Origin of the sequence: Micromonospora coriariae (assembly GCF_900091455.1) — a bacterium.
Lineage (GTDB): Bacteria > Actinomycetota > Actinomycetes > Mycobacteriales > Micromonosporaceae > Micromonospora > Micromonospora coriariae.
This window is the reverse complement of the sequence record NZ_LT607412.1, coordinates 359,156-384,189: the sequence shown is the minus strand read 5'-3', so window position 1 is coordinate 384,189 and position 25,034 is coordinate 359,156. Positions and strand designations below refer to the sequence as shown.

General features: G+C 73.4%; 27 protein-coding genes and 1 riboswitch. Of the genes, 25 read left to right on the top strand and 2 right to left on the bottom strand.

All coding sequences use genetic code 11. From position 1 onward, the window contains the following. The first annotated feature begins 10 nt into the window (after nt 1–10). The 10 genes from GA0070607_RS01760 to GA0070607_RS01715 all read left to right on the top strand — a co-directional run bounded on the left by GA0070607_RS01760 (nt 11) and on the right by GA0070607_RS01715 (nt 10,926). Nucleotides 11–544: a nucleoside/nucleotide kinase family protein gene (locus tag GA0070607_RS01760; RefSeq protein ID WP_089016585.1), complete on the top strand. Its 534-nt coding sequence runs from the start codon at nt 11–13 to the stop codon at nt 542–544. Nucleotides 545–608: 64 nt separating this feature from the next. After that, nucleotides 609–872, top strand: a complete 264-nt coding sequence (rpoZ, locus tag GA0070607_RS01755; RefSeq protein ID WP_007075826.1) for a DNA-directed RNA polymerase subunit omega — start codon at nt 609–611, stop codon at nt 870–872. Nucleotides 873–886: 14 nt separating this feature from the next. Then, the gene (gene coaBC / locus GA0070607_RS01750; RefSeq protein ID WP_089016584.1) at nt 887–2,095 is read left to right on the top strand and encodes a bifunctional phosphopantothenoylcysteine decarboxylase/phosphopantothenate--cysteine ligase CoaBC; all 1,209 of its coding nucleotides are present in this window, start codon (nt 887–889) and stop codon (nt 2,093–2,095) included. Nucleotides 2,096–2,182: 87 nt separating this feature from the next. Further along, nucleotides 2,183–3,376, top strand: coding sequence for a methionine adenosyltransferase (metK, locus tag GA0070607_RS01745; RefSeq protein ID WP_089016583.1), 1,194 nt, complete (start codon nt 2,183–2,185; stop codon nt 3,374–3,376). Beyond that, on the top strand, nt 3,373–5,346 hold the full coding sequence (locus GA0070607_RS01740) for a primosomal protein N' (RefSeq protein ID WP_089021588.1): 1,974 nt from the start codon (nt 3,373–3,375) through the stop codon (nt 5,344–5,346). The genes metK and GA0070607_RS01740 overlap by 4 nt, the downstream gene beginning before the upstream one ends. Nucleotides 5,347–5,591: 245 nt before the next feature. Continuing rightward, on the top strand, nt 5,592–6,575 hold the full coding sequence (locus GA0070607_RS01735; protein ID WP_089016582.1) for an AAA family ATPase: 984 nt from the start codon (nt 5,592–5,594) through the stop codon (nt 6,573–6,575). Between the two features lie 110 nt (nt 6,576–6,685). After that, entirely contained in the window at nt 6,686–7,954 is a 1,269-nt protein-coding gene (locus GA0070607_RS01730; RefSeq protein ID WP_089016581.1) for a cytochrome P450, read from the top strand. 46 nt (nt 7,955–8,000) lie between these two features. Then, complete coding sequence (def, locus tag GA0070607_RS01725) at nt 8,001–8,561, top strand: peptide deformylase (protein ID WP_089016580.1); 561 nt, start codon at nt 8,001–8,003, stop codon at nt 8,559–8,561. A 5-nt stretch (nt 8,562–8,566) separates the two neighbouring features. Beyond that, a complete protein-coding gene (fmt, locus tag GA0070607_RS01720; protein ID WP_089016579.1) occupies nt 8,567–9,493 on the top strand; it encodes a methionyl-tRNA formyltransferase in 927 nt (308 codons plus the stop codon). Beyond that, nucleotides 9,490–10,926: an RsmB/NOP family class I SAM-dependent RNA methyltransferase gene (locus GA0070607_RS01715; protein WP_089016578.1), complete on the top strand. Its 1,437-nt coding sequence runs from the start codon at nt 9,490–9,492 to the stop codon at nt 10,924–10,926. Before fmt ends, GA0070607_RS01715 begins: the two co-directional genes overlap by 4 nt. A 76-nt stretch (nt 10,927–11,002) precedes the next feature. On the opposite strand, the gene GA0070607_RS01710 is transcribed toward GA0070607_RS01715, so the two are convergent. Both GA0070607_RS01710 and GA0070607_RS01705 read right to left on the bottom strand, forming a co-directional pair. Beyond that, nucleotides 11,003–11,893, bottom strand: coding sequence for a septum formation family protein (locus GA0070607_RS01710; protein WP_089016577.1), 891 nt, complete (start codon nt 11,891–11,893; stop codon nt 11,003–11,005). Between the two features lie 85 nt (nt 11,894–11,978). Then, nucleotides 11,979–12,869, bottom strand: a complete 891-nt coding sequence (locus GA0070607_RS01705) for a septum formation family protein (protein WP_089016576.1) — start codon at nt 12,867–12,869, stop codon at nt 11,979–11,981. A gap of 253 nt (nt 12,870–13,122) precedes the next feature. Here GA0070607_RS01705 and rpe point away from each other — a divergent pair, with 253 nt between their 5' ends. From rpe to pheS, 15 genes are all read left to right on the top strand, one after another. Beyond that, complete coding sequence (gene rpe / locus GA0070607_RS01700; RefSeq protein WP_089021586.1) at nt 13,123–13,803, top strand: ribulose-phosphate 3-epimerase; 681 nt, start codon at nt 13,123–13,125, stop codon at nt 13,801–13,803. Then, nucleotides 13,733–14,761 carry a response regulator gene (locus GA0070607_RS01695; protein WP_172898959.1) on the top strand — a complete coding sequence of 343 codons (1,029 nt, stop codon included), beginning with the start codon at nt 13,733–13,735 and terminating at the stop codon, nt 14,759–14,761. The genes rpe and GA0070607_RS01695 overlap by 71 nt, the downstream gene beginning before the upstream one ends. A gap of 78 nt (nt 14,762–14,839) precedes the next feature. Next, nucleotides 14,840–15,010: riboswitch (FMN riboswitch) on the top strand. A 162-nt stretch (nt 15,011–15,172) separates the two neighbouring features. Then, nucleotides 15,173–16,234, top strand: coding sequence for a bifunctional diaminohydroxyphosphoribosylaminopyrimidine deaminase/5-amino-6-(5-phosphoribosylamino)uracil reductase RibD (ribD, locus tag GA0070607_RS01690; protein ID WP_089016575.1), 1,062 nt, complete (start codon nt 15,173–15,175; stop codon nt 16,232–16,234). A gap of 1 nt (nt 16,235) precedes the next feature. Next, nucleotides 16,236–16,880 (top strand): riboflavin synthase, encoded by a 645-nt coding sequence (locus tag GA0070607_RS01685; RefSeq protein WP_089016574.1) that lies wholly within the window; start codon nt 16,236–16,238, stop codon nt 16,878–16,880. Next, the gene (pnuC, locus tag GA0070607_RS01680) at nt 16,880–17,569 is read left to right on the top strand and encodes a nicotinamide riboside transporter PnuC (protein WP_089016573.1); all 690 of its coding nucleotides are present in this window, start codon (nt 16,880–16,882) and stop codon (nt 17,567–17,569) included. The genes GA0070607_RS01685 and pnuC overlap by 1 nt, the downstream gene beginning before the upstream one ends. Next, complete coding sequence (locus tag GA0070607_RS01675) at nt 17,566–18,831, top strand: bifunctional 3,4-dihydroxy-2-butanone-4-phosphate synthase/GTP cyclohydrolase II (RefSeq protein ID WP_089016572.1); 1,266 nt, start codon at nt 17,566–17,568, stop codon at nt 18,829–18,831. The genes pnuC and GA0070607_RS01675 overlap by 4 nt, the downstream gene beginning before the upstream one ends. Nucleotides 18,832–18,833: 2 nt before the next feature. Then, nucleotides 18,834–19,331 carry a 6,7-dimethyl-8-ribityllumazine synthase gene (gene ribH, locus GA0070607_RS01670; RefSeq protein WP_089016571.1) on the top strand — a complete coding sequence of 166 codons (498 nt, stop codon included), beginning with the start codon at nt 18,834–18,836 and terminating at the stop codon, nt 19,329–19,331. Nucleotides 19,332–19,357: 26 nt separating this feature from the next. Next, nucleotides 19,358–19,621, top strand: a complete 264-nt coding sequence (locus GA0070607_RS01665) for a phosphoribosyl-ATP diphosphatase (RefSeq protein ID WP_089016570.1) — start codon at nt 19,358–19,360, stop codon at nt 19,619–19,621. Nucleotides 19,622–19,667: 46 nt separating this feature from the next. Beyond that, entirely contained in the window at nt 19,668–20,513 is an 846-nt protein-coding gene (hisG, locus tag GA0070607_RS01660; RefSeq protein ID WP_089016569.1) for an ATP phosphoribosyltransferase, read from the top strand. A 181-nt stretch (nt 20,514–20,694) separates the two neighbouring features. Further along, complete coding sequence (locus tag GA0070607_RS01655) at nt 20,695–21,168, top strand: PH domain-containing protein (RefSeq protein ID WP_172898958.1); 474 nt, start codon at nt 20,695–20,697, stop codon at nt 21,166–21,168. Between the two features lie 402 nt (nt 21,169–21,570). After that, nucleotides 21,571–22,221 (top strand): translation initiation factor IF-3, encoded by a 651-nt coding sequence (infC, locus tag GA0070607_RS01650; RefSeq protein ID WP_089016568.1) that lies wholly within the window; start codon nt 21,571–21,573, stop codon nt 22,219–22,221. A 20-nt stretch (nt 22,222–22,241) separates the two neighbouring features. Beyond that, nucleotides 22,242–22,436, top strand: coding sequence for a 50S ribosomal protein L35 (gene rpmI / locus GA0070607_RS01645; RefSeq protein ID WP_007458415.1), 195 nt, complete (start codon nt 22,242–22,244; stop codon nt 22,434–22,436). Nucleotides 22,437–22,468: 32 nt separating this feature from the next. Next, entirely contained in the window at nt 22,469–22,861 is a 393-nt protein-coding gene (gene rplT / locus GA0070607_RS01640) for a 50S ribosomal protein L20 (RefSeq protein WP_030335718.1), read from the top strand. A gap of 83 nt (nt 22,862–22,944) precedes the next feature. Further along, nucleotides 22,945–23,742 (top strand): TrmH family RNA methyltransferase, encoded by a 798-nt coding sequence (locus GA0070607_RS01635; RefSeq protein WP_089016567.1) that lies wholly within the window; start codon nt 22,945–22,947, stop codon nt 23,740–23,742. A 215-nt stretch (nt 23,743–23,957) separates the two neighbouring features. Then, nucleotides 23,958–25,025 (top strand): phenylalanine--tRNA ligase subunit alpha, encoded by a 1,068-nt coding sequence (gene pheS, locus GA0070607_RS01630; protein WP_089016566.1) that lies wholly within the window; start codon nt 23,958–23,960, stop codon nt 25,023–25,025. The last annotated feature ends 9 nt before the right edge of the window (nt 25,026–25,034 follow it).

Here is a 25,034-nt window from a genome sequence, read left to right as displayed (position 1 = left end):
GAAACAAGCAGTGAGCACGGATGACGAGGCGCGCCCGGCGGCTCGGCTCACTGTCCTGGCTGGACCTTCGGGTTCCGGCAGGGAGAGTGTCGTCGAGCTCGTCCGGGCGCGTTCTCCGTCCGTGTGGATCCCGGTGCCGGCAACCACCCGCCCGCGCCGGGAGCGGGAGATCGACGGGGAGGACCGGGTCTTCCTCGCTCCCGCCGAGTTCGACCGCCGGGTGGCCGCCGGCGAGCTGCTGGAGTGGTCCCGGATCGGCCCGCACTGTCGGGGCACCCCGTACCCGCCGCTGCGCGCCCGGCTCGACGCTGGGCAGCCGGTGCTGCTTCCGCTCGACGTGACCGGCGCCCAACTGGTCCGGGCGCGACTGCCCGACGCGCGGCTGGTGCTGCTGAGTCCGCCCGGTCACCGACCCGACGCCGCCGTGGCGGCGACCTTCGAGCACGCCCTGACCCACGACCTCACCGATCGGGTGGTCGTCGAGCTGGTAGGCTTACTCGGTTCTTCTTATCCGGATCCGGCCTGGTCGCGCGTGCGCGGCTGACAGCCGGCCGCCGTTGAGACTCAGCACCGCGTCCGCGCGGCTCGAAAGACGCAGAGGTTAATTCGTGGGATCCATCGCCAACCCCGAAGGCATCACCAACCCGCCGATCGACGAGCTCCTCGAGAAGACGACGTCGAAGTACGCGCTGGTCATCTTCGCCGCCAAGCGCGCGCGCCAGGTCAACGCCTACTACAGCCAGCTCGGCGAGGGCCTGCTGGAGTACGTCGGCCCGCTCGTCGAGACCACCCCCCAGGAGAAGCCCCTCTCCATCGCCATGCGCGAGATCAACGCGGGCCTGCTCACCGCTGAGCCGACCGACCAGCCGTAAGCCCCCACGCGTCGATGTCCGCCGGGATCGTCCTCGGGGTCGGCGGCGGCATCGCCGCCTACAAGGCCTGCGAGCTGCTGCGGCTCTTCACCGAATCGGGTCACCGGGTTCGCGTCGTGCCGACCGCGTCGGCGCTCCGCTTCGTCGGGGCGCCGACCTGGGCAGCGCTGTCCGGCCAGCCGGTCGCCGACGACGTCTGGTCCGACGTGCACGAGGTGCCGCACGTGCGGCTCGGCCAGCAGGCCGACCTGGTGGTGGTCGCGCCGGCCACCGCCGACCTGCTCGCCAAGGCCGCCCACGGGCTCGCCGACGACCTGCTGACCAACACGCTGCTGACCGCGCGCTGCCCGGTGGTGCTGGCTCCGGCCATGCACACCGAGATGTGGGAGCACCCCGCCACCGTGGCCAACGTCGCCACGCTGCGCGCCCGTGGTGTCCGGGTCATCGAGCCGGCCGTCGGCCGGCTCACCGGCGTCGACACCGGCAAGGGCCGGCTGCCCGACCCGGCGGAGATCTTCGCCATCGCCCATCGGGTCCTGACCCGGGGCGCGCCCGCCCCCGCCGACCTGGCCGGCCGCCGGGTGGTGGTCACCGCTGGTGGCACCCGCGAGCCGCTGGACCCGGTCCGGTTCCTCGGCAACCGCTCCTCCGGCAAGCAGGGCTACGCGTTCGCCCGGGCGGCCGTCGCCCGGGGCGCCCGGGTCACCCTGATCGCGGCCAACGTCTCCCTCGCCGACCCGGCCGGGATCGACCTGGTCCGGGTGGGCACCACCGGCGAGCTGCGGGAGGCGACGCTGAAGGCCGCCGTCGACGCCGACGCGGTGGTGATGGCGGCGGCTCCGGCTGATTTCCGGCCGGCGGCGTACGCGCCTGGCAAAATCAAGAAGTCGGACGACGGTGTCGCGCCCACCATCGAGCTCGTCACGAACCCGGACATCGCGGCAGAGCTCGGCCAGCGCAAACGACCGGAGCAGGTGCTGGTGGTGTTCGCCGCCGAGACCGGCGACGCGGAGGCCAACGGCCGGGCGAAACTCGCCCGGAAGCGGGCCGACCTGATCGTGGTCAACGAGGTCGGCGTGGACAAGGTCTTCGGCGCCGACACCAACACGGTGACGGTCATCGGCGCGGACGGCTCGGTCAGCCGGCTGCCGGAGCAGGCCAAGGAGGATGTGGCCGACTCCGTCTGGGATCTCGTCGTGGCGCGGTGGCCCGGCCGCTCCTGACGGGTGGAACAGGGCGCGACCGATCCCGACACCCTCCGCAGCGGTGACTAGACTGCCGCGGAACGACCTCACACGCTTAGGAGTGCCGTGACACGCCGCCTCTTCACGTCCGAATCGGTCACGGAAGGCCACCCGGACAAGATCGCCGACCAGATCAGCGATGGCATCCTCGACGCCTTGCTCGCCGAGGATCCGCACAGCCGGGTCGCGGTGGAAACCATGATCACCACCGGGCAGGTGCACATCGCCGGTGAGGTGACCACCAAGGCGTACGCCGACATCCCGACGATCGTCCGCCGGACCATCCTCGACATCGGGTACGACTCGTCGAAGAAGGGCTTCGACGGGGCCTCCTGCGGGGTCAGCGTCTCCATCGGCGCACAGTCCGAGGACATCGCGCAGGGCGTGGACAACGCCTTCGAGTTGCGTACCGGAGCCTCGGAGAGCGCGCTGGACGCGCAGGGCGCCGGCGACCAGGGCATGATGTTCGGCTTCGCCTGCTCGGAGACGCCCGAGCTGATGCCGCTGCCGATCGCCCTCGCCCACCGGCTGGCCCGCCGCCTCTCGGCGGTGCGCAAGGACGGCACGATCCCGTACCTGCGGCCGGACGGCAAGACCCAGGTCACCATCGAGTACGAGGGGCTGCGCCCGGTCCGGCTGAACACCGTTGTCGTGTCCAGCCAGCACGCCGCCGACATCTCGCTGGACTCGCTGCTCACCCCGGACGTGCGCGATCACGTGATCGCTCCGGAGTTGGAGAGCCTCGGCCTCGACACCGACGGCTACCGGCTGCTGGTCAACCCGACCGGCCGGTTCGAGATCGGTGGCCCGATGGGTGACGCCGGCCTGACCGGACGCAAGATCATCGTCGACACCTACGGCGGGTACGCCCGCCACGGTGGCGGCGCGTTCTCCGGCAAGGACCCGTCCAAGGTGGACCGCTCGGCCGCGTACGCGATGCGCTGGGTGGCCAAGAACGTCGTCGCCGCCGGCCTGGCCGAGCGGTGCGAGGCGCAGGTCGCGTACGCCATCGGCAAGGCGCACCCGGTGAGCCTGTTCATCGAGACGTTCGGCACCGAGACCGTGCCGGTCGCCTCGATCGAGAAGGCCGTCACCGAGGTGTTCGACCTGCGACCGGCCGCGATCATCCGGGACCTCAACCTGCTCCGCCCCATCTACCAGCAGACCGCCGCGTACGGCCACTTCGGCCGCGAGCTGCCGGACCTGACCTGGGAGAGCACCGACCGGGCCGCCGACCTCAAGTCGGCCGCGGGAGCCTGACCGCCACCAGGCGCAGCGACCGGCGACCCGCGGATGGGTCGCCGGTCGCGCGCGTCTGCGTGGATGTCCCGCTGGCGCACCTGGACCGGCCGTTCGACTACCTGGTGCCGGCCGACCTGGACGCCGTCGCGGTGCCCGGCACCCGGGTGAAGGTGCGCTTCGCGGGGCAACTCGTCGACGGCTGGCTGCTGTCGCGCGCCGACGACTCCGGGCACACCGGCCGGCTCGCCTACCTGGAGAAGGTGGTCTCGCCGGAGCCGGTGCTGGCGCCCGAGGTCGCCCGCTTGGCCCGTGCGGTCGCCGACCGGTACGCGGGCAGCCTCGCCGACGTGCTCCGGCTCGCCGTGCCACCCCGGCACGCCCGGGTCGAGAAGGAGCCCCGCGACGACCAGCCCGCCCCGGCGCCCCCCACCGAGGCGGTCGACCCGCGCGGGTGGCACGACTACCCGACCGGTCCGGCCCTCCTGCGCGCGCTCACCGACGGCCGGGCGCCCCGGGCCGTCTGGTCGGCGCTGCCCGGCGAGGACTGGGCCGCCCGGTACGCCGACGCGGTCGCCGCCACCGTCGCCGGGGGCCGCGGAGCGGTGGTCGTGGTGGCCGACGCCCGCGACCTCGACCGACTGGACGCCGCGCTCACCGGCGTGCTCGGCGCGGGACGGCACGTCACCCTCTCCGCCGCGCTCGGTCCGGCCCGGCGCTACCGCGCGTTCCTCGCCGCCCGGCGCGGGGAGGTGCCGGTGGTGATCGGCACCCGGGCGGCGATGTTCGCCCCGGTGGACCGGCTCGGCCTGGTCGCCGTCTGGGACGACGGCGACGACCTGCACGCCGAACCCCGGGCCCCCTATCCGCACGCCCGGGACGTGCTGCTCACCCGCGCCCAGCTCGCCGACGCCGGCGCGCTGGTCGGCGGGTACGCCCGCACCGCCGAGGCGCAGCTGCTGGTGGAGACCGGCTGGGCCCGGGAGGTGGTCGCCGACCGGGCGACCGTGCGGGCCCGTATCCCGGCCATCGCGCCGACCGGCGACGACCCGCAGCTGGCCCGCGACCCCGGGGCGGCCACCGCCCGGCTGCCCAGCCTGGCCTGGACGGCCGCCCGCGATGCCCTCCGCGCGGACCTGCCGGTGCTGGTGCAGGTGCCCCGGCGCGGCTACCTGCCCTCGATCGCCTGCGCGGACTGCCGCACCCCGGCCCGCTGCGCGCACTGCGCCGGCCCGCTCGCTCTGCCGTCGGCCGGCGGCACCCCGGCCTGCCGTTGGTGCGCCCGGGTGGCCGCCGCGTACGCCTGCCCGGAGTGCGGTGGCCGGCGGCTGCGGGCCGCGGTGACCGGCGCCCGGCGTACCGCCGAGGAGCTGGGCCGGGCGTTCCCGGGCGTGCCGGTGCGCACCTCCGGGCGGGAGGAGGTGCTGCGCGACGTGCCCGGCGGCGCGGCCCTGGTGGTTGCCACGCCCGGCGCCGAGCCGGTCGCCGAGGGCGGCTACGGCGCCGTGCTGCTGCTCGACTCGTGGGCCCTGCTGACCCGGGCCGACCTGCGCGCCGGCGAGGAGGCGCTGCGCCGCTGGTTGGCGGCGGCGGCGCTGGCCCGCCCGGCCCCGGCGGGCCGGGTGGTGGTGGTCGCCGACGGCGCGCTCGCCCCGGTGCAGGCGCTGCTGCGCTGGGACGCCGGCTGGTTCGCCGCCCGGGAACTGGCCGAGCGCCGTGAGCTGGGCTTTCCGCCCGCGGTGCGGATGGCCAGCGTCACCGGCCCGGCCGAGGCGGTGGCCGATCTGCTCGCCGCGGCCCGGCTGCCCGACGACGCCGAGGTGCTCGGGCCGGTGCCGGCCGAGGAGGGCCGCGAGCGGATGCTGGTGCGGGTGCCCCGGGCCCGGGCCGGCGCGCTGGCCGAGGCGCTGCACTCGGCGGCGGGGGCGCGCGCGGCCCGCAAGGCCGCCGACCCGGTCCGCCTCCAGGTCGATCCGCTGAGCCTGTTCTGACCCCCGACGGCGGCTGCGGACCTGGTCGGGGGCGGTGCACCCGCACACCGCGTCCGGTAAAGCGCTGGTGCCCGGGTGGTAGCATCGCCCGTCATGCTCGGGCGGACGACGGCTCCAGGTCGCGGCGCGGCGCCAGACGCGCCGAGCTGTAGCCTTCGCAGGGTGGCAGCGACGATGGCGGGAACGCGTCGGTCGGACGCGATGTCGATGATCTCAAACAGCCGGTGATCAGGGGTGGACCAGTCGTGACCGTTCGACACTCGATCGTCTTCAACGGCGACCTCGGCAGCGGCAAGAGCACCGTGTCGGTGGAGATCGCCAAGCGGCTCGGCATGCGCCGGGTGAGCGTGGGTGACCTCTACCGGGAGATGGCGCAGCAGCGACAGATGACCGCGCTGCAGCTCAACCTGCACGCCGAGCTCGACCAGGCCGTCGACGGCTACGTCGACCAGCTCCAGCGGGACATCGCCGCCTCCGGCGAGCGCCTCATCATGGACTCCCGGCTGGCGTGGCACTTCTTCACCGACGCGCTCAAGGTGCACATGATCACCGAGCCCGGTGAGGCAGCCCGCCGGGTGTTGGCGCGGCCCTCCGGGCCGGCGGAGAGCTACGCCACGCTGGAGGAGGCCAAGGCCAAGCTGCGCGAGCGCAGCGAGAGCGAGCGCAACCGGTTCATCATCCGGTACGGGGTGGACAAGGCCCGGCTGCGTAACTATGACCTGATCTGCGACACCACCCGTGCGCCCGCGTCCGAGGTGGTCGAGCACATCATCGCCGTGTACGAGGGGACGCTCGGCGGTGAGGTGCTGCGCGACGACCCGCCGCTGCTGCTGCTGGACCCGGCCCGGGTCTACCCGACCGAGGACATCGCCACCCTGCGCGGGCTGTGGGACTCCGAGTTCGTCGGCGACGTGGCCGAGGCCGGCGACGAGGCGCTGGAGCCGTTGAAGATCGGGTTCACCGGTGAGTACTTCTTCGTCGTCGACGGCCACCGCCGCCTGAGCGCCGCCCTGCAGAACGGCTTCTCCCTGGTCCCCGCCCAGCTCGTAGCGGAGGTCGACGAGCCGGTGGTCGGCGGAATGAGCGCTATCGACTACTTCCGCGCGCAGGTGCGTCCCGGCCTGGTCTACGACTGGGAGGCCGCCCACAAGATCCAGCTGCCGCTGCCGGAGCCCGCGCTGCTCGGCGGCGACGCGGTCCTCGCGGGGGACCCGGGCGCCAGCGCCTGACCCCGCGGTCACCCTCGCCCGGCGTGGGCGGTTTCCCGTTGCGAGGGGGTGCCAGGCGACGGCGGCGTGGGCATGATGGAGCCTCCGACGCATCGACGGGGAGGCCGGCCATGGAGGCTGCCGAGGCGCTCACACTGCTCATGTCGCCGCAGGGGCGGGTCGACCCGTATCCGACGTACGAGCGGCTGCGGGCGCACGGGCCGGTGGTGCAGGCCCTGCCCGGCCTGTACGTGGTGACCGGCTATCCGGAGGTCGACGAGCTGCTGCGCGATCCCCGGCTCGGGGTGCTGGACGACGCGCTGCGGGACCAGGTCTGGCCGAACTGGCGCGAGAGCCCGGCGATCTCGTCGATCGCCCGGTCCATGCTGCGGACCAACCCGCCGGACCACAGCCGGATGCGCCGGCTCGCCGCGGGCGCGTTCAGCCCGCGCCGGATCGCCGGGATGCGCGACGTGGTGCGTGCCCAGGCCGAGGCCCTGCTCGACGACATGCTGGACCGTGCCGCGGACGGCGCGCCCGTCGACGTGCTGGCCGACTTCGCGTACCCGCTGCCGGTGGGCGTGATCTGCGCGCTGCTCGGCGTGCCGGCCACCGACCGGCCGCTGTTCCGCCGCTGGGCCGGCGACCTGACCGGGGTGCTGGAGCCGGAGATCACCGCCGAGGAGCTGGCCGTCGCCGACGCCGGCGCCGCCGAGCTGCGCGCGTACTTCGCTGAGCTGGTCGCCGCCCGCCGCCGCACGCCGGCCGACGACCTGACCACCGCGCTGGTCCAGGTGCACGACACCGACGGCGACCGGCTCACCGGCGACGAGCTGCTGGCCAACCTGGTGGTGCTGCTGGTCGCCGGCTTCGAGACCACCACCAACCTGCTCGGCAACGGGCTGGTGGTGCTGCTGCGGCACCCGGAGGCCGCCGCCGAGCTGCGCGCCGACCCCGGGCTCGCCCCGGCGTACGTCGAGGAGCTGCTTCGCTACGACTCGCCTGTGCAGTTGACCACCCGGACCAGCACCGCGCCGGTGCGCTGCGGCGGGTTGGACCTGCCGGCCGGCAGCACGGCGCTGCTGCTGCTCGGGGCTGCCAACCGCGACCCGCGCCGGTTCCCCGACCCGCAGCGCTTCGACCCGACCCGCGACCAGGCGCACCCGCTCTCCTTCGGCGCCGGCCCGCACTACTGTCTCGGCGCCGGGCTGGCCCGGTTGGAGGCGCAGTTGGCCTTCCCGATGCTGCTGCGCCGGCTGCCCGATCTGGCCCTGGCGGGGGCGCCCCGACACCGCACCCGGCTGACCCTGCGCGGGTACCAGAGCCTGCCGGTGACGCTGGGCACACCCGCGGTGGCCGATCGAGGTACGCCGGCCGGCGCCCACCCGGGCACTCCGTAGACTGGTACGGCACCGCTCGTCCCACCCCATGAAGGAGCCGTCCCGCGTGACCGTCCAGCCCATCCGTCTGTTTGGGGATCCGGTGCTGCGCACGCCGGCCGATCCGGTCGTCGACTTCGACGTCGAACTGCGTAGGCTCATCGCCGATCTGACCGACACGATGCGGGAGCAGAGTGGCGCCGGCCTGGCCGCGCCGCAGCTCGGTGTGGGCCTGCGGGTGTTCGCCTTCGACGTCGACGACGTGTTGGGGCACCTGGTCAATCCGGTGCTCGAGTTCCCCGACGAGGAGGAGCAGGACGGCCCGGAGGGCTGCCTGTCCATTCCCGGGCTGTACTTCGACACCAAGCGCCGGCAGAACGTCATCGCCAAGGGCTTCAACGGCTACGGCGACCCGCTGCAGATCGTCGGCACCGGGCTGATGGCGCGCTGCGTGCAGCACGAGACCGACCACCTCGACGGCGTGCTCTTCCTGGACCGGCTCGACGCCGCCGGTCGCAAGGAGGCGATGAAGGCGATCCGCCAGGCCGAGTGGTACGACCCGTCGGCCCCGCCGGTGGTCAAGGTCAACCCGCACGCCGCGGGCAGCCCCTTCGGTCTGGGTCGGTGACCCGGATGCGTGTGATCTTCGCCGGTACGCCGGCCGTCGCGGTCCCCGCCCTGGCAGCCGTCGCCGCCTCCCGGCACGAGCTGGTCGCGGTGGTCACCCGGCCGGACGCGCCCGCCGGACGCGGGCGCGGCCTGTCCCGCTCCCCGGTCGGCGAGTGGGCCGACGAGCACGGCGTCGAGGTGCTCACCCCCGCCCGCCCCCGTGACCCGGAGTTCCTGGACCGGCTGCGCGAGCTCGCCCCGGACTGCGTGCCGGTGGTCGCCTACGGCGCGCTGGTGCCGCCGGCCGCGCTGGAGATCCCCAGGTACGGCTGGATCAACCTGCACTTCTCGCTGCTTCCCGCCTGGCGCGGCGCCGCTCCCGTGCAGCACGCGGTGCTGCACGGCGACGAGTTGACCGGGGCCAGCGTCTTCCAGCTGGAGCAGGGCCTGGACACCGGTCCGGTCTTCGGCACCCTGACCGACGAGATCCACCCCGGCGACACCTCCGGTGACCTGCTGGAGCGCCTCGCCGTGTCGGGCGCCGGGCTGCTGGTGGCGGTGCTCGACGCGATCGCCGACGGCGCCGCCCGTGCCGAGCCGCAGCCGGCCGGCGGCGTGTCGCTGGCACCGAAACTGACAGTGGAGGACGCCCGGGTGCGCTGGACCGACCCGGCCTTCGCTGTGGACCGGCGGATCCGGGCCTGCACCCCGGCCCCGGGCGCCTGGACGACCTTCCGGGGCGAGCGGGTGAAGCTCGGCCCGGTGGTGGCGGCGGCCGACGGCCCCGACCTGAAGCCGGGGGAGCTGCTGGTGGAGAAGGCCCGGGTGCTGGCCGGCACGGCCACCGTGCCGGTGCGACTGGGCGAGGTCCGGGCCGCCGGCAAGCGGGCCATGCCGGCGACCGACTGGGCGCGTGGCGTCCGGGTCAGCACCGGCGAGGAGTTCGCGTGACCGCCCCGGAGGGAACGCGCCCGACGCGTGGCGGCCCGTCGGCCGGGCGCGGCGGGGACCGCCGGCCGGTCCGGCCGCCGCTGGACCGCCCGCGGCGCGCGGCGTACGAGGCGGTCGCCGCGGTGCACCGCGACGACGCGTTCGCCAACCTGGTGCTGCCCACCATCCTGCGCGAGGAGGGGCTGTACGGCCGGGACGCGGCCTTCGCCACCGAGCTGACCTACGGCACCCTGCGCCACCTGGGCACCCTGGACGCGATCCTGACCGACGCGGCCGGCCGGGACGTGGCCCGGATCGACCCGCCGGTACGCGACGCGCTGCGCCTCGGGGCGTACCAGCTGCTGCACACCCGGGTGCCCCCGCACGCCGCGGTCTCGTCGACCGTGGACCTGGTCCGCGCGGTCGCGCCGGGCGCCACCGGGTTCGCCAACGCGGTGCTGCGCGAGGTGTCCACCCTCGATGTGGACGGCTGGGTGGCGAAGCTCGCCCCGCCGATGGAGACCGACCCGGTCGGGCACCTGGCGCTGGCGTACAGCCATCCGCAGTGGATCGTGCGGGCGTTCTCCGAGGCGCTCGGCGGCGATCTGGGCGAGACGGCCCGACTGCTGATCGAGGACAATGAGCGCCCGCCGGTGCACCTGTGCGCCCGGCCCGGCCTCATCGACCCGGTGGAGCTGGCCGACCAGGTCGGCGGGGCGCCCGGCGCGTTCTCGCCGTACGCCGTCTACCTGCCCGGTGGCGCGCCCGGCGACGTGCCGGCGGTGGTCGACGGCCGGGCCCATGTCCAGGACGAGGGCTCCCAGCTGGTGGCCGGCGCGCTCGCCGACGCGCCGCTGGACGGCCCGGACGGACGCTGGCTGGACCTGTGTGCCGGTCCGGGCGGCAAGGCCGGGCTGCTCGGCGCGCTGGCCGCGCAGCGTGGCGCCCGGGTGACCGCGGTGGAGGTGGCCGAGCACCGGGCGCGGCTGGTCTCCCAGGCGACCCGGGGTCTGCCGGTGACGGTCCTGGCGATGGACGGCCGTGAGGTCGGTGCGGACCCGAAGCTGCCGGAGGGGCACTTCGACCGGGTGCTGGTGGACGCCCCGTGCACCGGGCTGGGGTCGCTGCGCCGCCGGCCGGAGTCGCGCTGGCGTCGGCAGCCCTCGGACCTGCCGCCGCTGACCCGGCTGCAACGGGAGCTGCTCGGTGCGGCGCTGCGCGCGGTCCGTCCGGGTGGGCTGGTCGCCTACGTCACCTGCTCGCCGCACACCGTGGAGACCCACGTGACGGTGACCGAGGCGGCTCGCCGCAGCGGGGTGCCGGTCGACTTCGTGGACGCCCGGCCGCTGCTGCCGGCCGGGATGCCGGGTCTGGGGGACGGCCCCACCGTGCAGCTCTGGCCGCACCGGCACGGCACCGACGCGATGTTCCTGGCCGTCCTGCGCCGAGGCTGAGCTTTAGTGAAAGGAAGGGTCCCTTGTTAACGCCAGGCGTTAATAAGGGACCCTTCCTTTCACAGAAATGCGTTGGTCAGGTGACCGGGAGGCCCTTGGTGCCGGCGCCCTTCATCGAGCGGGTCAGGTTCCGGTCGCTGATCCACAGGAAGCACTGCACGCCGCGGTTGCCGTTCTTCCACTCCTGCTCGTACGGCTGGTAGTAGATCGTTCCGGTACGGAAGTCGAGCTGGGAGTTGTCCGGCACCTTGGCGTACCTGGCGGTCACCGTCTGGCAGGCCCGGTGGGTCCGCTTTGTGGTGCGGTTGAACTCGGCGTAGCTGATGTCCGGGGCCTGCCAGATCCCGACGAACTCGGCGTGGTGCCGGCTGGTGCAGGAGACCGGCACCATCTCGTCGATGTCGTCCTTGACCAGCTTGGGGTTGAAGCAGCGGTACGCCAGCGGCGCCGCGCCGGTCAGCGCGCCCCGCAGGCTGCCGGTGCGCAGGCCGACGGAGGTGTCGTCGATGCTGGCGATCTCGGTGACGTCACAGCGGTACCAACGGGCGCCACCGGCCCAGGCCTGCGCGGACGGCAGCACGACGGTCAGGCCGAGGCGCCCGGAGCGCCAGTCGGCACCCACCGCCTTGCTGATCTCCTTGTCACAGCTGGCCTGCGCGGTCCGCATGCCGACCGAGCCGGGCGGCGGGGGTGTTCCGCGGTCCGTGCCCGGGCCGGTGAGCGTGCCGACGTGCATGGTCTCCACCCGGTGCGACTCGGTGCACGCCACCGGGTTGTATCCGGTCAGATAGCCGACCTGCTGGGCGTCGTGGTGGCAGACCTCGGCGGCGGGAACGAACTGCTGCGCCGCGACGGGCGCCGGCCAGTCGTCGATGAGGTTCCGGTCGACTCCGGCGGGCGCGCCGCATCCGGTCAGCGCCAGGGCCGCCGTCGTGCCCACGGCGAGCGCCGCCAACCACCGTCGCATCCCCCGACCTCCCGCCGCTGGTGGTCTCCGCCCGGCCCCCAGCCGGTCGGTAGCGCCACGGCGCAGCAGCATACGGCACCGGTGCTCAGATCGCGGGTAGTCCCTGTGGGCCCGCATTGCGCATCGAGCGGGTGAGTTTGCGGTCGTCACTCCACAGGAAACAGCGCACCCCACGGTCACCCTCCTCCCACTCCCGCTGTGACGGCGGGTAGTAGATGGACCCGGCCCGGTACGGCAGGTCGCTGTTGTTCGGCACCGCGGCGTACGTGGCGATCAGGGCCATGCAGCGCTGGTGCGCCTGGTCGGCGGAGCGGGTGAAGTCGGCCCAGCTCATGTCCCGTTCCAGGTAGACGCCGACGAACTCGGCGCGGTGCGGTTCCGTGCAGAGCACCGGCGCCATGTAGTTGAGGTTGTCGCCGATCAGCTTGGGGTCGAAGCACCTGTGCGTCAGTGGTGTGTCACCGATCAACGCGCCGCGCAGGCTGCCGGTGCGGTTCACCGGCCGGGTGTTGTCGATGCTGTCGGTCTCGCTGAGGTCGCAGCGGAACCAGCGCGCGCCGCCGCTCCAGGCGGGTGCGGAGGGCAGCGAGAGGGACAGGGTGAGCCGCGCCGTGTGCCAGTCGCCGCCGAGCACCTCCCGGGCCCGCTGGTCGCATTCGGCGCGGGCGGTCCGCAGTGCCTTCGATCCCGGCTGCGGCCGGGTGGCGGCGAGTGCGGCGGGGCCGGCGAAGGCGCCGACGTGGATCGCCTCGGCCAGGTGGCTGCGGGCGCAGTCCACCGTCTCGTACGTGCTGGCCTGCACGATCGAGGTGATCCGGGGCAGGCAGGTGTCGGTGGCGGGGGTGAACGGTTTCGGGGCCCGCAGCGCCGGCCAGTCGTCGGTGAGGTCACCGTCGGCGCCTCGCGCCGGCCCGCAGCCGGCCAGCAGCATCGTCGTGGCGCCGGCCAGCGCCAGCGCTCCGAGCCACCGTCGCATCGTCCGCCCTCCCGGGAGCTGGCGACCGGTCACCGCGCCCCGCGGCGAGACCCCGGCGGGCGTGCAGCCTACGGCACTGTCCCGGTTGGAGTGTCGTCGCGTTTCCGTCGATCGGCCAGCCGCTGAGGTCTGTTCGTCCGGATTCGGCGGTCCGGACCGGCCAATTCTGCACCACTGGTCACTGCTGGATCACAGCGCGTCCCCGATGGTGCCGCGCTGGGGCGGCGGGTTGCCGCGTTCGTACACTGGCCCGGTGACCGTACCGCCGCCAATCGTCGCGCCGAGCATCCTGGCCGCCGATTTCGCCCACCTCGCCGAAGAGGTCCGTGCCGTCGAGGACGCCGCGGACTGGTTGCACGTGGACGTGATGGACAACCACTTCGTGCCGAACCTGACCATCGGTCTGCCCGTGGTGCAGAGCCTGCGGGCCGTCACCGCGCTGCCGTTCGACGTGCACCTGATGATCGAGGACCCGCGTCGGTGGGCCCCCGGCTACGCCGACGCCGGGGCGTACAACGTGACCTTCCACGCCGAGGCGTGCGACGACCCGGTGGCGCTCGCCAAGGACCTGCGTTCCGCCGGCGCGAAGGCCGGGCTGGCCATCGACCGGGACACCCCGATCGAGCCGTATCTGGAGCTGCTGCCCAGCTTCGACACCCTGCTGATCATGACGATCAAGGCCGGTTTCGGTGGGCAGCGGTTCATCCCGCAACTGCTGGACAAGGTCCGCGCCGCCCGCGGGCACGTCGACGCCGGGCACCTGGAGTTGCGTATCGAGGTGGACGGTGGGATCGCCGCCGACACCATCGAGCAGGCGGCCGCCGCGGGCGCCGACGCGTTCGTGGCCGGCACCGCCGTCTACGGTGCCGCCGACCCGGCGGAGGCGGTACGTCACCTGCGGGCGCTGGCGGAACGCGCGGCTCCCGGGGCCTGAGGTGGACCCCGAGGGTGACCGCAAGGACATCATCCTCGTCGTGGACGACGACGAGGACATCGCCCGTTTCGTCGAGTTCAACCTGCGGCTGCACGGCTTCGAGGTGATCCACGCCAGCGACGGCCAGGAGGCCCTCGAGATAATCGAGCGGCAGCGGCCCGACCTGGCCGTGGTCGACCTGATGATGCCCCGGATCGACGGGCTGGAGCTGACCCGGCGGCTGCGCGCCGACCCGATGACCTCCGCGATACCGGTGATCATGTTGACGGCCAAGGGGATGACCGTCGACAAGGTGCACGGGCTCAGCGCCGGCGCCGACGACTACCTGGTCAAGCCGTTCGACACCGCCGAGCTGGTGGCCCGGGTCTCGTCGACCCTGCGGCGCAACAAGGAGTTCCGGGAGGTCTCCCCGCTGACCGGGCTGCCCGGCAACAGCCGGATCCGCCGGGAGATCAGCGACCGGGTCCGGCACGGGGTGGACTACGCGGTCGGCTACATCGACATCGACCGGTTCAAGAGCGTCAACGACCGGTACGGCTTCGTCCGCGGCGACGACTTCATCTCCGCGCTGGCCCGCAGCCTGCACCGGGCGGTGGTGGCGGTGGGCCTGCCACCGGCCTTCCTCGGCCACGTCGGTGGCGACGACTTCGTCATCGTCTGCGCCCCGGACCAGGTCCGCTCGCTGACCTCCCGGGCGGTGGTCGACTTCGAGAAGGCGGCCGACACGCTCTACGACCCGACCGACCGCGAGCGCGGCTTCGTCGAGCTGAAGGACCGGCGCGGCACCATCCGTCGCGCGGCCCTGGTCACCCTCTCCATCGGCGTCTCCCTCTCCGACGCCGGCAAGCGGTTCACCGACCCGCTCGAGGCGATCGCGGTGGCCTCCGAGATGAAGACGGTGGCCAAGAGCCAGCCCGGGTCGTACGTGGCGGTGGACCGGCGGCGCGGCGTCACGTGAGCGTGATCCGGCTGTGAAGTAGCTCGCCTCGGTAGCGACGGACCCCCGTTTGCGTGTAAGACTGCCGGAGTACCCACCACGCGCTGGCGGGACTCGGTGAAATTCCGAACCGGCGGTGATCCACGGTCCAACCGTGGTAAGCCCGCGACCCGGACGGCTGTGCCGCCCGGTGGACCTGGTGAGAATCCGGGGCCGACGGTTGGGGGCGGTTCGTCCGCGCCCAGACAGTCCGGATGGGAGACAGCGCGCGGGACGGACGGGTCCGAGCCGGCCGCTGGCCTCAGCGTGCCGTGCCGACCCCCCGGGGCGGCTGAGCCGTACCCGGAATCCGCCGCCGCATGCCCTGCGGCCCATGCCGCCTCCCTGACCGCCCGCGCGCGGACCGGCGAGTGAGAGGGCAGGGACAGGGCGATGGCCAGCGTCTCCGTCGATGAGGCGATGCGACGCGCGATCGAGCTGGCGGCGCGCGGGCTGGGAACCACCAGCCCCAACCCAGTGGTCGGCTGCGTGCTGCTCGACGCGGACGGCGCGGTCGTCGGTGAGGGCTTCCACGCCTACGCCGGCGGGCCGCACGCCGAGATCGTCGCGCTCGCCCAGGCCGGGGAGCGCGCTCGCGGCGGCACGGCGGTGGTCACTCTGGAACCCTGCGACCACACCGGCCGCACAGGCCCCTGCAGCACCGCGCTGGTTCAGGCCGGAGTGGGCCGGGTGGTGATCGCCGTACCCGACCCGAACCCGGTGGCCACCGGCGGCGCCGCCACGCTGCGCTCCGCCGGGGTCCGGGTGGACCTGGGGATACGCGGCGACGAGGCCGAGGCCGGCAACGTCGCCTGGCTGACCTCGATGCGCCGGGGGTGGCCGTACGTGATCTGGAAGTACGCCGCCACGGTGGACGGCCGGTCCGCGGCGGCGGACGGAACCAGCATGTGGATCACCTCGGAGGCGGCCCGGATCGACGTGCACGCGCTGCGCGGCACGGTCGACGCGGTCATCGCCGGGGTCGGCACCGTGCTCGCCGACGATCCCCGACTGACCGCCCGCAACCTGCGCGACGGCAGCCTGGCCATCCGGCAGCCGCTGCGGGTGGTCGTGGACAGCTCGGGGCGTACCCCGGCCGACGCCCGGGTCCGCGACGGCGCCGCACGGACGTGGATCGCGACCGCAGCCGAGGTGGGTGCGGGCCCGGACGGCCGGGTCGACCTGCCGGCGCTGCTCGCGGCGCTGCACCAGCGCGGGGTCCGCGCGGTGCTGCTGGAGGGCGGCCCCCGGCTGGCCGGGGCGTTCCTCGCCGCCGGCCTGGTCGACAAGATCGTCGGGTACGTCGCGCCGCGGCTGCTCGGCGCCGGTCCGACCGCTCTGGTCGACGCCGGGGTGAGCACCATCGCTGAGGCAATTGATCTGGAGTTCGTCGACGTTACGCAGATCGGTCCGGATCTCCGGATCACCGCGTTGCCCCGTAAGAGGGAGGGCTGACATGTTCACCGGCATTGTCGAGGAGCTGGGCGAGGTCGTCCGGGTGTCGTCGACGGCGGGCGATTCGGCGCTGGTCGCCGTACGCGGCCCGCTGGTCACCTCCGACGCCCGCCATGGCGACTCCATCGCGGTCAACGGCGTCTGCCTGACCGTGGTGGAGGCGGCGGACGGTGTCTTCACCGCGGACGTGATGGGGGAGACGCTGCGCCGCTCCGCGCTGGGCGCGCTGCGCCCCGGCGACCCGGTCAACCTGGAGCGGGCCGCCGCGCTGGGCAGCCGGCTCGGTGGGCACCTGGTGCAGGGGCACGTGGACGGGGTCGGTGAGTTGATCTCCCGGCAGCCGGCCGAGCAGTGGGAGACGGTCCGGTTCCGGCTGCCCGCCGCTCTGGCCCGGTACGTGGTGGAGAAGGGCTCGATCACCATCGACGGCGTCTCGCTGACCGTTGCCGAGGTGGGCGCGGACCAGTTCTCCGTCGGTCTGATCCCGACCACGCTCAAGCTGACCACGCTCGGCGCTAAGGGTGTCGGCGACCCGGTCAACCTGGAGGTCGACGTGCTGGCCAAGTACGTCGAGCGGCTGCTCGGCGCCCGGCTCACCGACGCTGACGGTCACGGGGTGGCCTCGAGCACGGGCGGGGTGGCCTGATGGGCCCGCTCGGCTGGCTGCTGGACGCCCAGGTGCAGGTGGCCGGCTCGCCGGTGCTGGTCCGCGAGATCGTCGGCAACGTGTTCGGGCTGGTCTCCGCGCTCCTGGGCCTGCGCCGGGTGGTCTGGGCCTGGCCGGTTGGCATGATCGGCAACGCGCTGCTGTTGACCGTCTTCCTCGGCGGGGTGTTCGCCACCCCGCAGGAGCACGACCTCTACGGGCAGGCCGGCCGGCAGGTGTTCTTCTTCGCGGTCAGCGTCTACGGCTGGTGGCGCTGGCGGCGCAACCGCCGCGCCGACGCCGGGCGAGCCGCGGTGCAGCCACGCTGGGCCACCGGTCGGGAGCGGCTGGGGATGCTGCTGGCCGCCGCGGTCGGCACCGCCGCGGCGTACCCGGTGCTCGACGCACTGGGCTCCTGGGGCCCGCTGCCGGACGCCTGGATCCTCACCGGCAGCCTGCTGGCCACCTACGGCATGGCCCGCGGCTGGGTGGAGTTCTGGCTGGTCTGGATCGCGGTGGACGCGGTCGGCGTGCCGCTGCTGCTGCGCGGCGGGTTCTACCCGTCGGCGGCCATGTACCTGGTCTACGGCGCGTTCTGCGCCTGGGGCTTCGCGGCCTGGTGGCGCACCTCGCGCGCCGTCCGGCCGGCCGTCTCGATCCCGCCCACCTACACGGAGGCCGTCGCATGACCAGCTTCGGGAGCATTGAGCAGGCGGTCGCCGAGATCGCCGCCGGCCGGCCGGTCGTCGTGGTCGACGACGCCGACCGGGAGAACGAGGGCGACCTGATCTTCGCGGCCGAGCTGGCCACCCCGGAGCTGCTGGCGTTCACGATCCGGTACACGTCGGGCTACCTCTGCGTCGCGCTGACCGGCGCCGACTGCGATCGGCTCGCTCTGCCGCAGATGGTGCACCAGAACCAGGACTGGACCGGCACCGCGTACACCGTCACCGTGGACGCCCGTGAGGGCGTCACCACGGGCATCTCGGCCGCCGATCGCGCGCACACCACCCGGTTGCTGGGCGACCCCGCCGCGGGTCCGGCCGACCTGGTCCGCCCGGGTCACGTCCTGCCGCTGCGGGCCAAGGAGGGTGGGGTGTTGCGCCGTCCCGGGCACACCGAGGCGGCCGTCGACCTGACCCGACTGGCGGGGCTGCGGCCGGCCGGCGGTCTCTGCGAACTGGTCAACGACGACGGCACCATGATGCGGGTGCCGGACCTGGAGAAGTTCTGCGCGGAGCACGGCCTGACGCTGATCACCATCGCCGACCTGATCGCGTACCGGCGGCGGACCGAGAAGCAGGTCGAACTGGTCGCGGACGCCCGGATGCCGACCCGGCACGGGGTGTTCCGGGCCCTGGGCTACCGCGCGGAGCACGACCCGGCCGAGCACGTCGCGATGGTGCTGGGTGACCTCGGCGACGGCCAGGACGTGCTGGTCCGGGTGCACTCCGAGTGCCTCACCGGGGACGTGTTCGGCTCGCTGCGCTGCGACTGCGGGCCGCAGTTGGACGCCGCGCTGGCCCGCGTCGCCCGGGAGGGCCGGGGCGTGGTGCTCTACGTGCGCGGACACGAGGGGCGCGGCATCGGGCTGCTGCACAAGCTGCAGGCGTACCAGTTGCAGGACCTCGGCCGGGACACCGTGGACGCCAACCTCGACCTGGGTCTGCCGGCCGACGCCCGGGACTACGGGACCGGCGCGCAGATCCTCTACGACCTGGGCGTGCGCTCGATGCGGCTGCTGACCAACAACCCGGCCAAGCGGGCCGGGCTGGAGGGCTACGGGCTGACGATCACCGGCCGGGAGGGGCTGCCGGCCGGCGCGCACCCGGAGAACCTGCGCTACCTGCGCACCAAGCGGGACCGGATGGGTCACCTGCTGGACGAGTTGGACGAGGTGAGCGAGGCGCCGCTGGGGCGTCCGGTCGCCAACGATGAGATCGGAGCATGACGATGGCGGGTTTCGGTGAGCCGGGAGTCGGCACGGTGGACGCCGCGGGGCTGACCGTCGGGGTGGTGGCCGCCCGGTGGCACGGGGAGCTGACCGACCACATGCTGGAGCGGGCGGTGGCCGCGGCCGAGGCGTGCGGCGCCCGTTCCGTGGTGGCCCGGGTCGCCGGCTCGGTCGAGCTGCCGGTGGTCGCCCAGGCCCTCGCGCGCCGCTGCGACGTGGTGGTCGCGCTCGGCGTGGTGGTCCGCGGCGCCACCGCGCACTTCGACTACGTCTGCCGTTCGGTCACCGACGGGCTGACCCGGGTGGCGCTGGACGAGGGCAAGCCGGTGGCGCACGGGGTGCTCACCGTGGAGACCATCGAACAGGCCCGGGACCGGGCCGGGCTGCCCGGGTCGGCGGAGGACAAGGGTTGGTCGGCCACCGTCGCCGCGCTCGACGCCGCGCTGGCCGTCCAGACGCTCGTCCACAACGGTCAGCGGGTCGGCTTCAGCGGCTGACCGGTCGGCTGGAAGAATCGCGTTCCGTGAAGACGTTCGAGGAGTTGTTCGCCGAGCTGCAGGCCAAGGCCGCCGCCGGCACCCCGGGCTCGGGCACCGTCGCTGCCCTGGACAAGGGGGTGCACTTCATCGGCAAGAAGGTCGTCGAGGAGGCGGCCGAGTCGTGGATGGCCGCCGAGCACGAGGGGCCGCAGCGCACCGCCGAGGAGATCTCCCAACTGCTCTACCAGGTCCAGGTGCTGATGCTGGCCAGCGGTCTCGAACTCAAGGACGTCTACCGACATCTGTGAGTGCCCCACCCGTTGATCGCCATCCGGATCGAAGGAGCACTCCGTCATGCTGCGTGTCGCCATTCCCAACAAGGGCACCCTGGCCGAGCCGGCCGCCCAGATGCTGCGCGAGGCGGGCTACCGCCAGCGCACCGACCCCAAGGATCTCGTCTGCCGCGACGAGTCCAACGATGTCGAGTTCTTCTACCTGCGCCCCAAGGACATCGCCACCTACGTCGGCTCCGGTGACCTCGACCTCGGGATCACCGGCCGGGACCTGCTGATCGACTCGGCCGCGCCGGCCGAGGAGGTCGTCGACCTCGTGTTCGGCCAGGCCACCTTCCGTTTCGCCGCCCGCCCCGACGACATCGCCTCGGTACGGGACCTGGGCGGGCACCGGATCGCCACCGCGTACCCGGGGCTGGTCGAGCGGCACCTCGGCGAGCTGGGCGTCAAGGCCGACGTGATCCGCCTCGACGGCGCGGTGGAGAACGCCGTCCGGCTCGGCGTCGCCGACGTGGTCGCCGACGTGGTGGAAACCGGCGCCACCCTGCGCCAGGCGGGCCTGGTGGTCTTCGGCGAGCCGCTGCTGCGCTCCTCGGCGGTGCTGGTCCGCCGGGCGGGCGCGTCGGGGCACCCGCAGGCCGAGCAGCTGCTGCGCCGCCTGCACGGCGTGCTGGTGGCCCGCCGATACGTGATGCTCGCCTACGACGTGCCCGCCGGTCTGCTGGACCGGGCCAGCGGGCTGACCCCCGGCATCGAGTCGCCCACGGTGTCGCCGCTGCACCGCGAGGGATGGGTGGCGGTGCAGGCGATGGTGCTCCGCGACGACGTGCACCGGATCATGGACGAGCTGTACGAGCTGGGCGCCCGGGCCATCCTGGTCACCAACATCCACGCCTGCCGGCTCTGACGACCGTCCGGTCGCCACCGGCTGGGCGGCCAGGCTTGATCCACTCGTCATCGGCGATCTGGGGGTGTCCGCGCGCCGGGACACCCCCACATCGCCGATCTGGAGTCGATCCCCCACGGGTGTGGCGGTGGCACGGCGGGTGGTGCCGTCCCCGGGCGGGCGCGGATGGCAGACTGGTGGGGTGAGTGATACCAAGCTGGTCCGCCTGAAGCCGCGCCGCATCCGGGTGGTCTGCTGGTCCTCGGCGGTCGCGCTGGTGGTGGTGTTCGCCCTGGTGGCCACCTCGCTGAGCGGCCCGACCGGCAACGGCTACGGCAGCTTCCAGCGCGGCGACCAGATCGCCATGATCGGTCTGGGCATCTTCGGTGCGCTGGGCTTCCTGCTGTTCACCCGCCCGCGGGTGGAGGCCGACGCGCGCGGAGTCCGGGTGCGCAACATCATCAGCTCGTACACGCTGCCCTGGGAGGTCGTCCGCGGCGTCCGCTTCGACCGCGGCGCGCCCTGGGCGAGCCTGGAGCTGCACGACGACGACCTGCTGCCGATGGTCGCCCTGCAGGCTGCCGACAAGGAACTGGCCGTCGACGGGGTCCGCGCGCTGCGCCGGCTGCACGAGGCGCACCAGTCCCGCCTCGCCGAGCGCGCCTCCGGCCGCTGACCCGCCACGGGCCCCACCAGGCCGGCATGATCCGGGCAACAGCCCCGAAAGGGTGCGGATCCCCGGTCGGCTGCCGGGTGGGGTGGGTCCGGTTCCGGGTCGGCCGGAGCCGGGGTGTAGTGTTATCGAGTCGACCAGGCTGTCTCCGCGTGCGAGCAGACAGCCACGAAAGCGGAGCGCCTGCTCCCACCCGAGTCGCCGCTACGGTGGCCGGGTCCGGTCCCCGGTTCCGGGCACGTCCCGGTTCCGGATGCGCGATCCTGTGATCGTGCCGACCGGTCGAGCGGGCCCTGGCATACGCCGGGGCCTTCTGCTTTCCGGGTCGGTTCCCACCCGGGAGCCGCGGGGGTCGGTGACAGAGCAGAAACGACTCGAGGAGGCCCCATCAGCGTCGAACCACGCGTGAACGAGCAGATCCGGGCACGTGAGGTCCGACTGGTCGGCCCCGAGGGTGAGCAGGTGGGCATCGTCCCACTGGAGCGCGCCCTTCAGCTGGCCGCGGACGTCGATCTGGACCTGGTCGAGGTTGCGCCGATGGCGCGCCCGCCGGTGTGCAAGCTCATGGACTTCGGCAAGTTCAAGTACGAGAGCGCACTCAAGGCGCGCGAAGCGCGGCGTAACCAGCAGCAGACCGTCATCAAGGAAATGAAGCTCCGCCCGAAGATCGACCCGCACGACTACGAGACCAAGAAGGGTCACGTGGTGCGGTTCCTCAAGGCGGGCGACAAGGTCAAGGTGACGATCATGTTCCGCGGTCGCGAGCAGAGCCGCCCGGAGCTGGGTTACCGGCTCCTGCGCCGGCTCGAATCCGAGATCACGGAACTGGGATACGTCGAGGCCGCTCCCAAGCAGGACGGCCGAAACATGATCATGGTTCTCGCTCCGCATCGGGCCGTCAAGGCCTCCGCGGTCGCCGCCACGGCGTCCCGCGGTGCACCTCGGGACCGGGCAGCGGACGAATCCGGTGCTCCGGCAGCCGATGAGACCGCGGCGGTCGGCGAGACCGCAGCAGCCGGTGACACCGGCACCGCCGCCGACACCAGCGGCGAGTAACAGGGGAGAAGACGTTCCACATGCCGAAGATGAAGAGCCACACGGGTATGGGTAAGCGGGTCAAGGTCACCGGCAAGGGCAAGATCGTTGCCCAGCAGGCCGGCCTCCGCCACAACCTGGAGAAGAAGCCCTCCACCCAGACCCGCCGGCTGACCGGCACGGTCGTACTGGCCAAGGCCGACGTCAAGCGCATCAAGAAGCTGCTCGGCCGCTGACGCGCGCCACCTTTACGTAAGAAGGAGTTGAGATGGCACGCGTCAAGCGGGCTGTGAACGCCCAGAAGAAGCGTCGTACCCTGCTGGAGACCGCGAGCGGTTACCGCGGTCAGCGCTCCCGGCTGTACCGCAAGGCCAAGGAGCAGGTGCTGCACTCGATGCAGTACGCCTACCGGGACCGTCGTGACCGCAAGGGCGACTTCCGGCAGCTGTGGATCCAGCGGATCAACGCGGGCGCCCGGGCCAACGGGATGACCTACAACCGCCTGATCCAGGGCCTGCGTCTGGCCGGCATCGAGGTCGACCGCAAGATCCTGGCCGACCTGGCCGTCAACGACGCCGCCGCCTTCGCGGCGATCGTCGAGCTGGCCCGGGCCGCGGTCGCGGCCGAGGGTACCGGCGGCGCGGCGGCCCAGGCCGCCTGATCCCCGCGCACAAGAGCGAGGCGTCTCCCGTGTCGGCACCGCCGTCCGGGGGGCGCCTCGATCGTGCCGGAGGACCGCACACCATGGCCTTCACTCCGCGTACACCCAGGGTGGTCGCCGCCCGCCGGTTGCAGCGCCGTCGGGACCGCGACGCCACCGGCCGGTTCCTGGCCGAGGGCCCGCAGGCGGTCCGCGAGGCTCTCGCGCGGCCCGAGGTGGTCACCGAGCTGTTCGGTACGCCCAGCGCCCTCGACCGGTACGCGGAGCTGGCCGCCGCCGCGGCCCGCGCCGACGTGCCGGTCTCCGAGGTGACCGACGAGGCGCTCGCCGCGCTGGCCGAGACCGTGGCCCCGCAGGGGCTGGTCGCCGTCTGCCGACACCTGGACGTGCCGCTGGAGCAGGCCCTCGCCGGTACGCCCCGGCTGGTGGCGGTGCTCGCCGAGATCCGTGACCCGGGCAACGCCGGCACCGTGCTGCGCACCGCCGACGCCGCCGGGGCGGGCGCCGTGGTCTTCGCCGGCGACGCCGTCGACCCGTACAACGGCAAGTGCGTCCGGGCCTCCGCCGGCAGCCTCTTCCACGTCGACGTGGTCCGTGCCGCTGACCCGGTCGAGGTGGTCGAAGCGCTGCGTACCGCCGGTCTGACAGTGCTCGCCACCACCGGCTACGGCGACAGCGACCTGGACGACCTGGCCGATTCCGGACGGCTCGCCGAGCCCACCGCCTGGCTGTTCGGCTCCGAGGCGCACGGGCTGTCCGAGGAGCTGGCCGCCGCGGCCGACGCCCGGGTCCGGGTGCCGCTGCACGGGCGCGCGGAGAGCCTGAACCTGGCTGCGGCCGCCGCGGTCTGCCTGTACGCTTCAGCGAGAGCACAGCGCTGAGTGTCCACACCGGCGCACAGACCGCAGGGGAGAGCGTCCGTCGATGAACGCGCCACGGCGTTCGTTTAGCCAGCCCGCCGGTGTCGGCGGGCGGCGGGCCTGACCTGCTCCCTGCACGACTCCTACCGGCGGGCTGCGGCACAGCCGCGCGTCCGTAGACTCGCCTAGCCGCCCCGGTGAGGGCTGGCGCCGCCGTGAGGGAGTGCCCGTACGCCATGAGCTACCGCAACGATCCGTACGACCCGAAGCAGGTCGCCCTGCTCGACCCGGCCGCCCTGGCCGCGGCCGTCGCCGACGCCACGAAGGCGTTCACGGCGGCCACCGACCCGGACGCGCTGACCGCGCTGCGCCCCGCGCACCTCGGTGACCGGTCCCCGGTCTCGCTGGCCCGCCGGGAGATCGGCGCGTTGCCGCCGGCCGCGAAGTCCGATGCCGGCAAGCGGGTCAACGAGGCCCGCCGGGCGATCGAGACCGCCTACGCCGACCGCGCCGAGGTCCTCGAGCGCGAGCAGGCCGAGCGGGTGCTGGTCGAGGAGCGGGTGGACGTCACCCTGCCCTACGACCGGCGTCCGCGCGGCGCCCGGCACCCGCTGAGCACCCTGATGGAGTCGATAAGCGACCTGTTCGTCGGGATGGGCTACGAGGTGGCCGAGGGCCCCGAGGTCGACCTGGAGTGGGTCAACTTCGACGCGTTGAACATCCCCGCCGACCACCCGGCGCGCGGGCTGATGGACACCTTCCACATCGCACCGGAGGGCTCCGGCCTGGTGCTGCGCACGCACACCTCGACCGTGCAGACCCGCACGATGCTCAGCCGCAAGCCGCCGATCTACGTGATCGTGCCCGGTCGCGTCTACCGCACCGACGAGATCGACGCCACCCACAGCCCGGTGTTCCACCAGGCCGAGGGTCTGGTGGTCGACAAGGGCATCACGATGGCGCACCTGCGGGGCACGCTCGACCACTTCGCCCGCGCCATGTTCGGCCCGGAGGCGAAGACCCGGTGGCGGCCGCACTACTTCCCGTTCACCGAGCCGTCGGCGGAGTTCGACGTCTGGTTCCCGGAGCACCGCGACGGCCCCCAGTGGGTCGAGTGGGGCGGCTGCGGGATGGTCAACCCGCGGGTGCTGCGCGCCTGCGGCGTGGACCCGGAGGTCTACTCCGGATTCGCCTTCGGGATGGGCATCGACCGGACCCTGATGGTCCGGCACGGGGTCAGCGACATCCGCCATCTCTTCGAGGGCGACGTGCGGTTCAGCCGGGCGCTCGGGACCGGGGCGTAGGCGATGCGG

What these genes read in the sequence shown, in the direction of transcription:
- coaBC (WP_089016584.1), top strand. Translation starts at nt 887, where the DNA reads ATGTCCGCCGGGATCGTCCTCGGGGTCGGCGGCGGCATCGCCGCCTAC.
- GA0070607_RS01730 (WP_089016581.1), top strand. Translation starts at nt 6,686, where the DNA reads ATGGAGGCTGCCGAGGCGCTCACACTGCTCATGTCGCCGCAGGGGCGG.
- fmt (WP_089016579.1), top strand. Translation starts at nt 8,567, where the DNA reads ATGCGTGTGATCTTCGCCGGTACGCCGGCCGTCGCGGTCCCCGCCCTG.
- GA0070607_RS01710 (WP_089016577.1), bottom strand. Translation starts at nt 11,893, where the DNA reads ATGCGACGGTGGTTGGCGGCGCTCGCCGTGGGCACGACGGCGGCCCTG.
- GA0070607_RS01705 (WP_089016576.1), bottom strand. Translation starts at nt 12,869, where the DNA reads ATGCGACGGTGGCTCGGAGCGCTGGCGCTGGCCGGCGCCACGACGATG.
- ribD (WP_089016575.1), top strand. Translation starts at nt 15,173, where the DNA reads ATGGCCAGCGTCTCCGTCGATGAGGCGATGCGACGCGCGATCGAGCTG.
- GA0070607_RS01685 (WP_089016574.1), top strand. Translation starts at nt 16,236, where the DNA reads ATGTTCACCGGCATTGTCGAGGAGCTGGGCGAGGTCGTCCGGGTGTCG.
- pnuC (WP_089016573.1), top strand. Translation starts at nt 16,880, where the DNA reads ATGGGCCCGCTCGGCTGGCTGCTGGACGCCCAGGTGCAGGTGGCCGGC.
- GA0070607_RS01675 (WP_089016572.1), top strand. Translation starts at nt 17,566, where the DNA reads ATGACCAGCTTCGGGAGCATTGAGCAGGCGGTCGCCGAGATCGCCGCC.
- ribH (WP_089016571.1), top strand. Translation starts at nt 18,834, where the DNA reads ATGGCGGGTTTCGGTGAGCCGGGAGTCGGCACGGTGGACGCCGCGGGG.
- hisG (WP_089016569.1), top strand. Translation starts at nt 19,668, where the DNA reads ATGCTGCGTGTCGCCATTCCCAACAAGGGCACCCTGGCCGAGCCGGCC.
- rpmI (WP_007458415.1), top strand. Translation starts at nt 22,242, where the DNA reads ATGCCGAAGATGAAGAGCCACACGGGTATGGGTAAGCGGGTCAAGGTC.
- rplT (WP_030335718.1), top strand. Translation starts at nt 22,469, where the DNA reads ATGGCACGCGTCAAGCGGGCTGTGAACGCCCAGAAGAAGCGTCGTACC.
- GA0070607_RS01635 (WP_089016567.1), top strand. Translation starts at nt 22,945, where the DNA reads ATGGCCTTCACTCCGCGTACACCCAGGGTGGTCGCCGCCCGCCGGTTG.
- pheS (WP_089016566.1), top strand. Translation starts at nt 23,958, where the DNA reads ATGAGCTACCGCAACGATCCGTACGACCCGAAGCAGGTCGCCCTGCTC.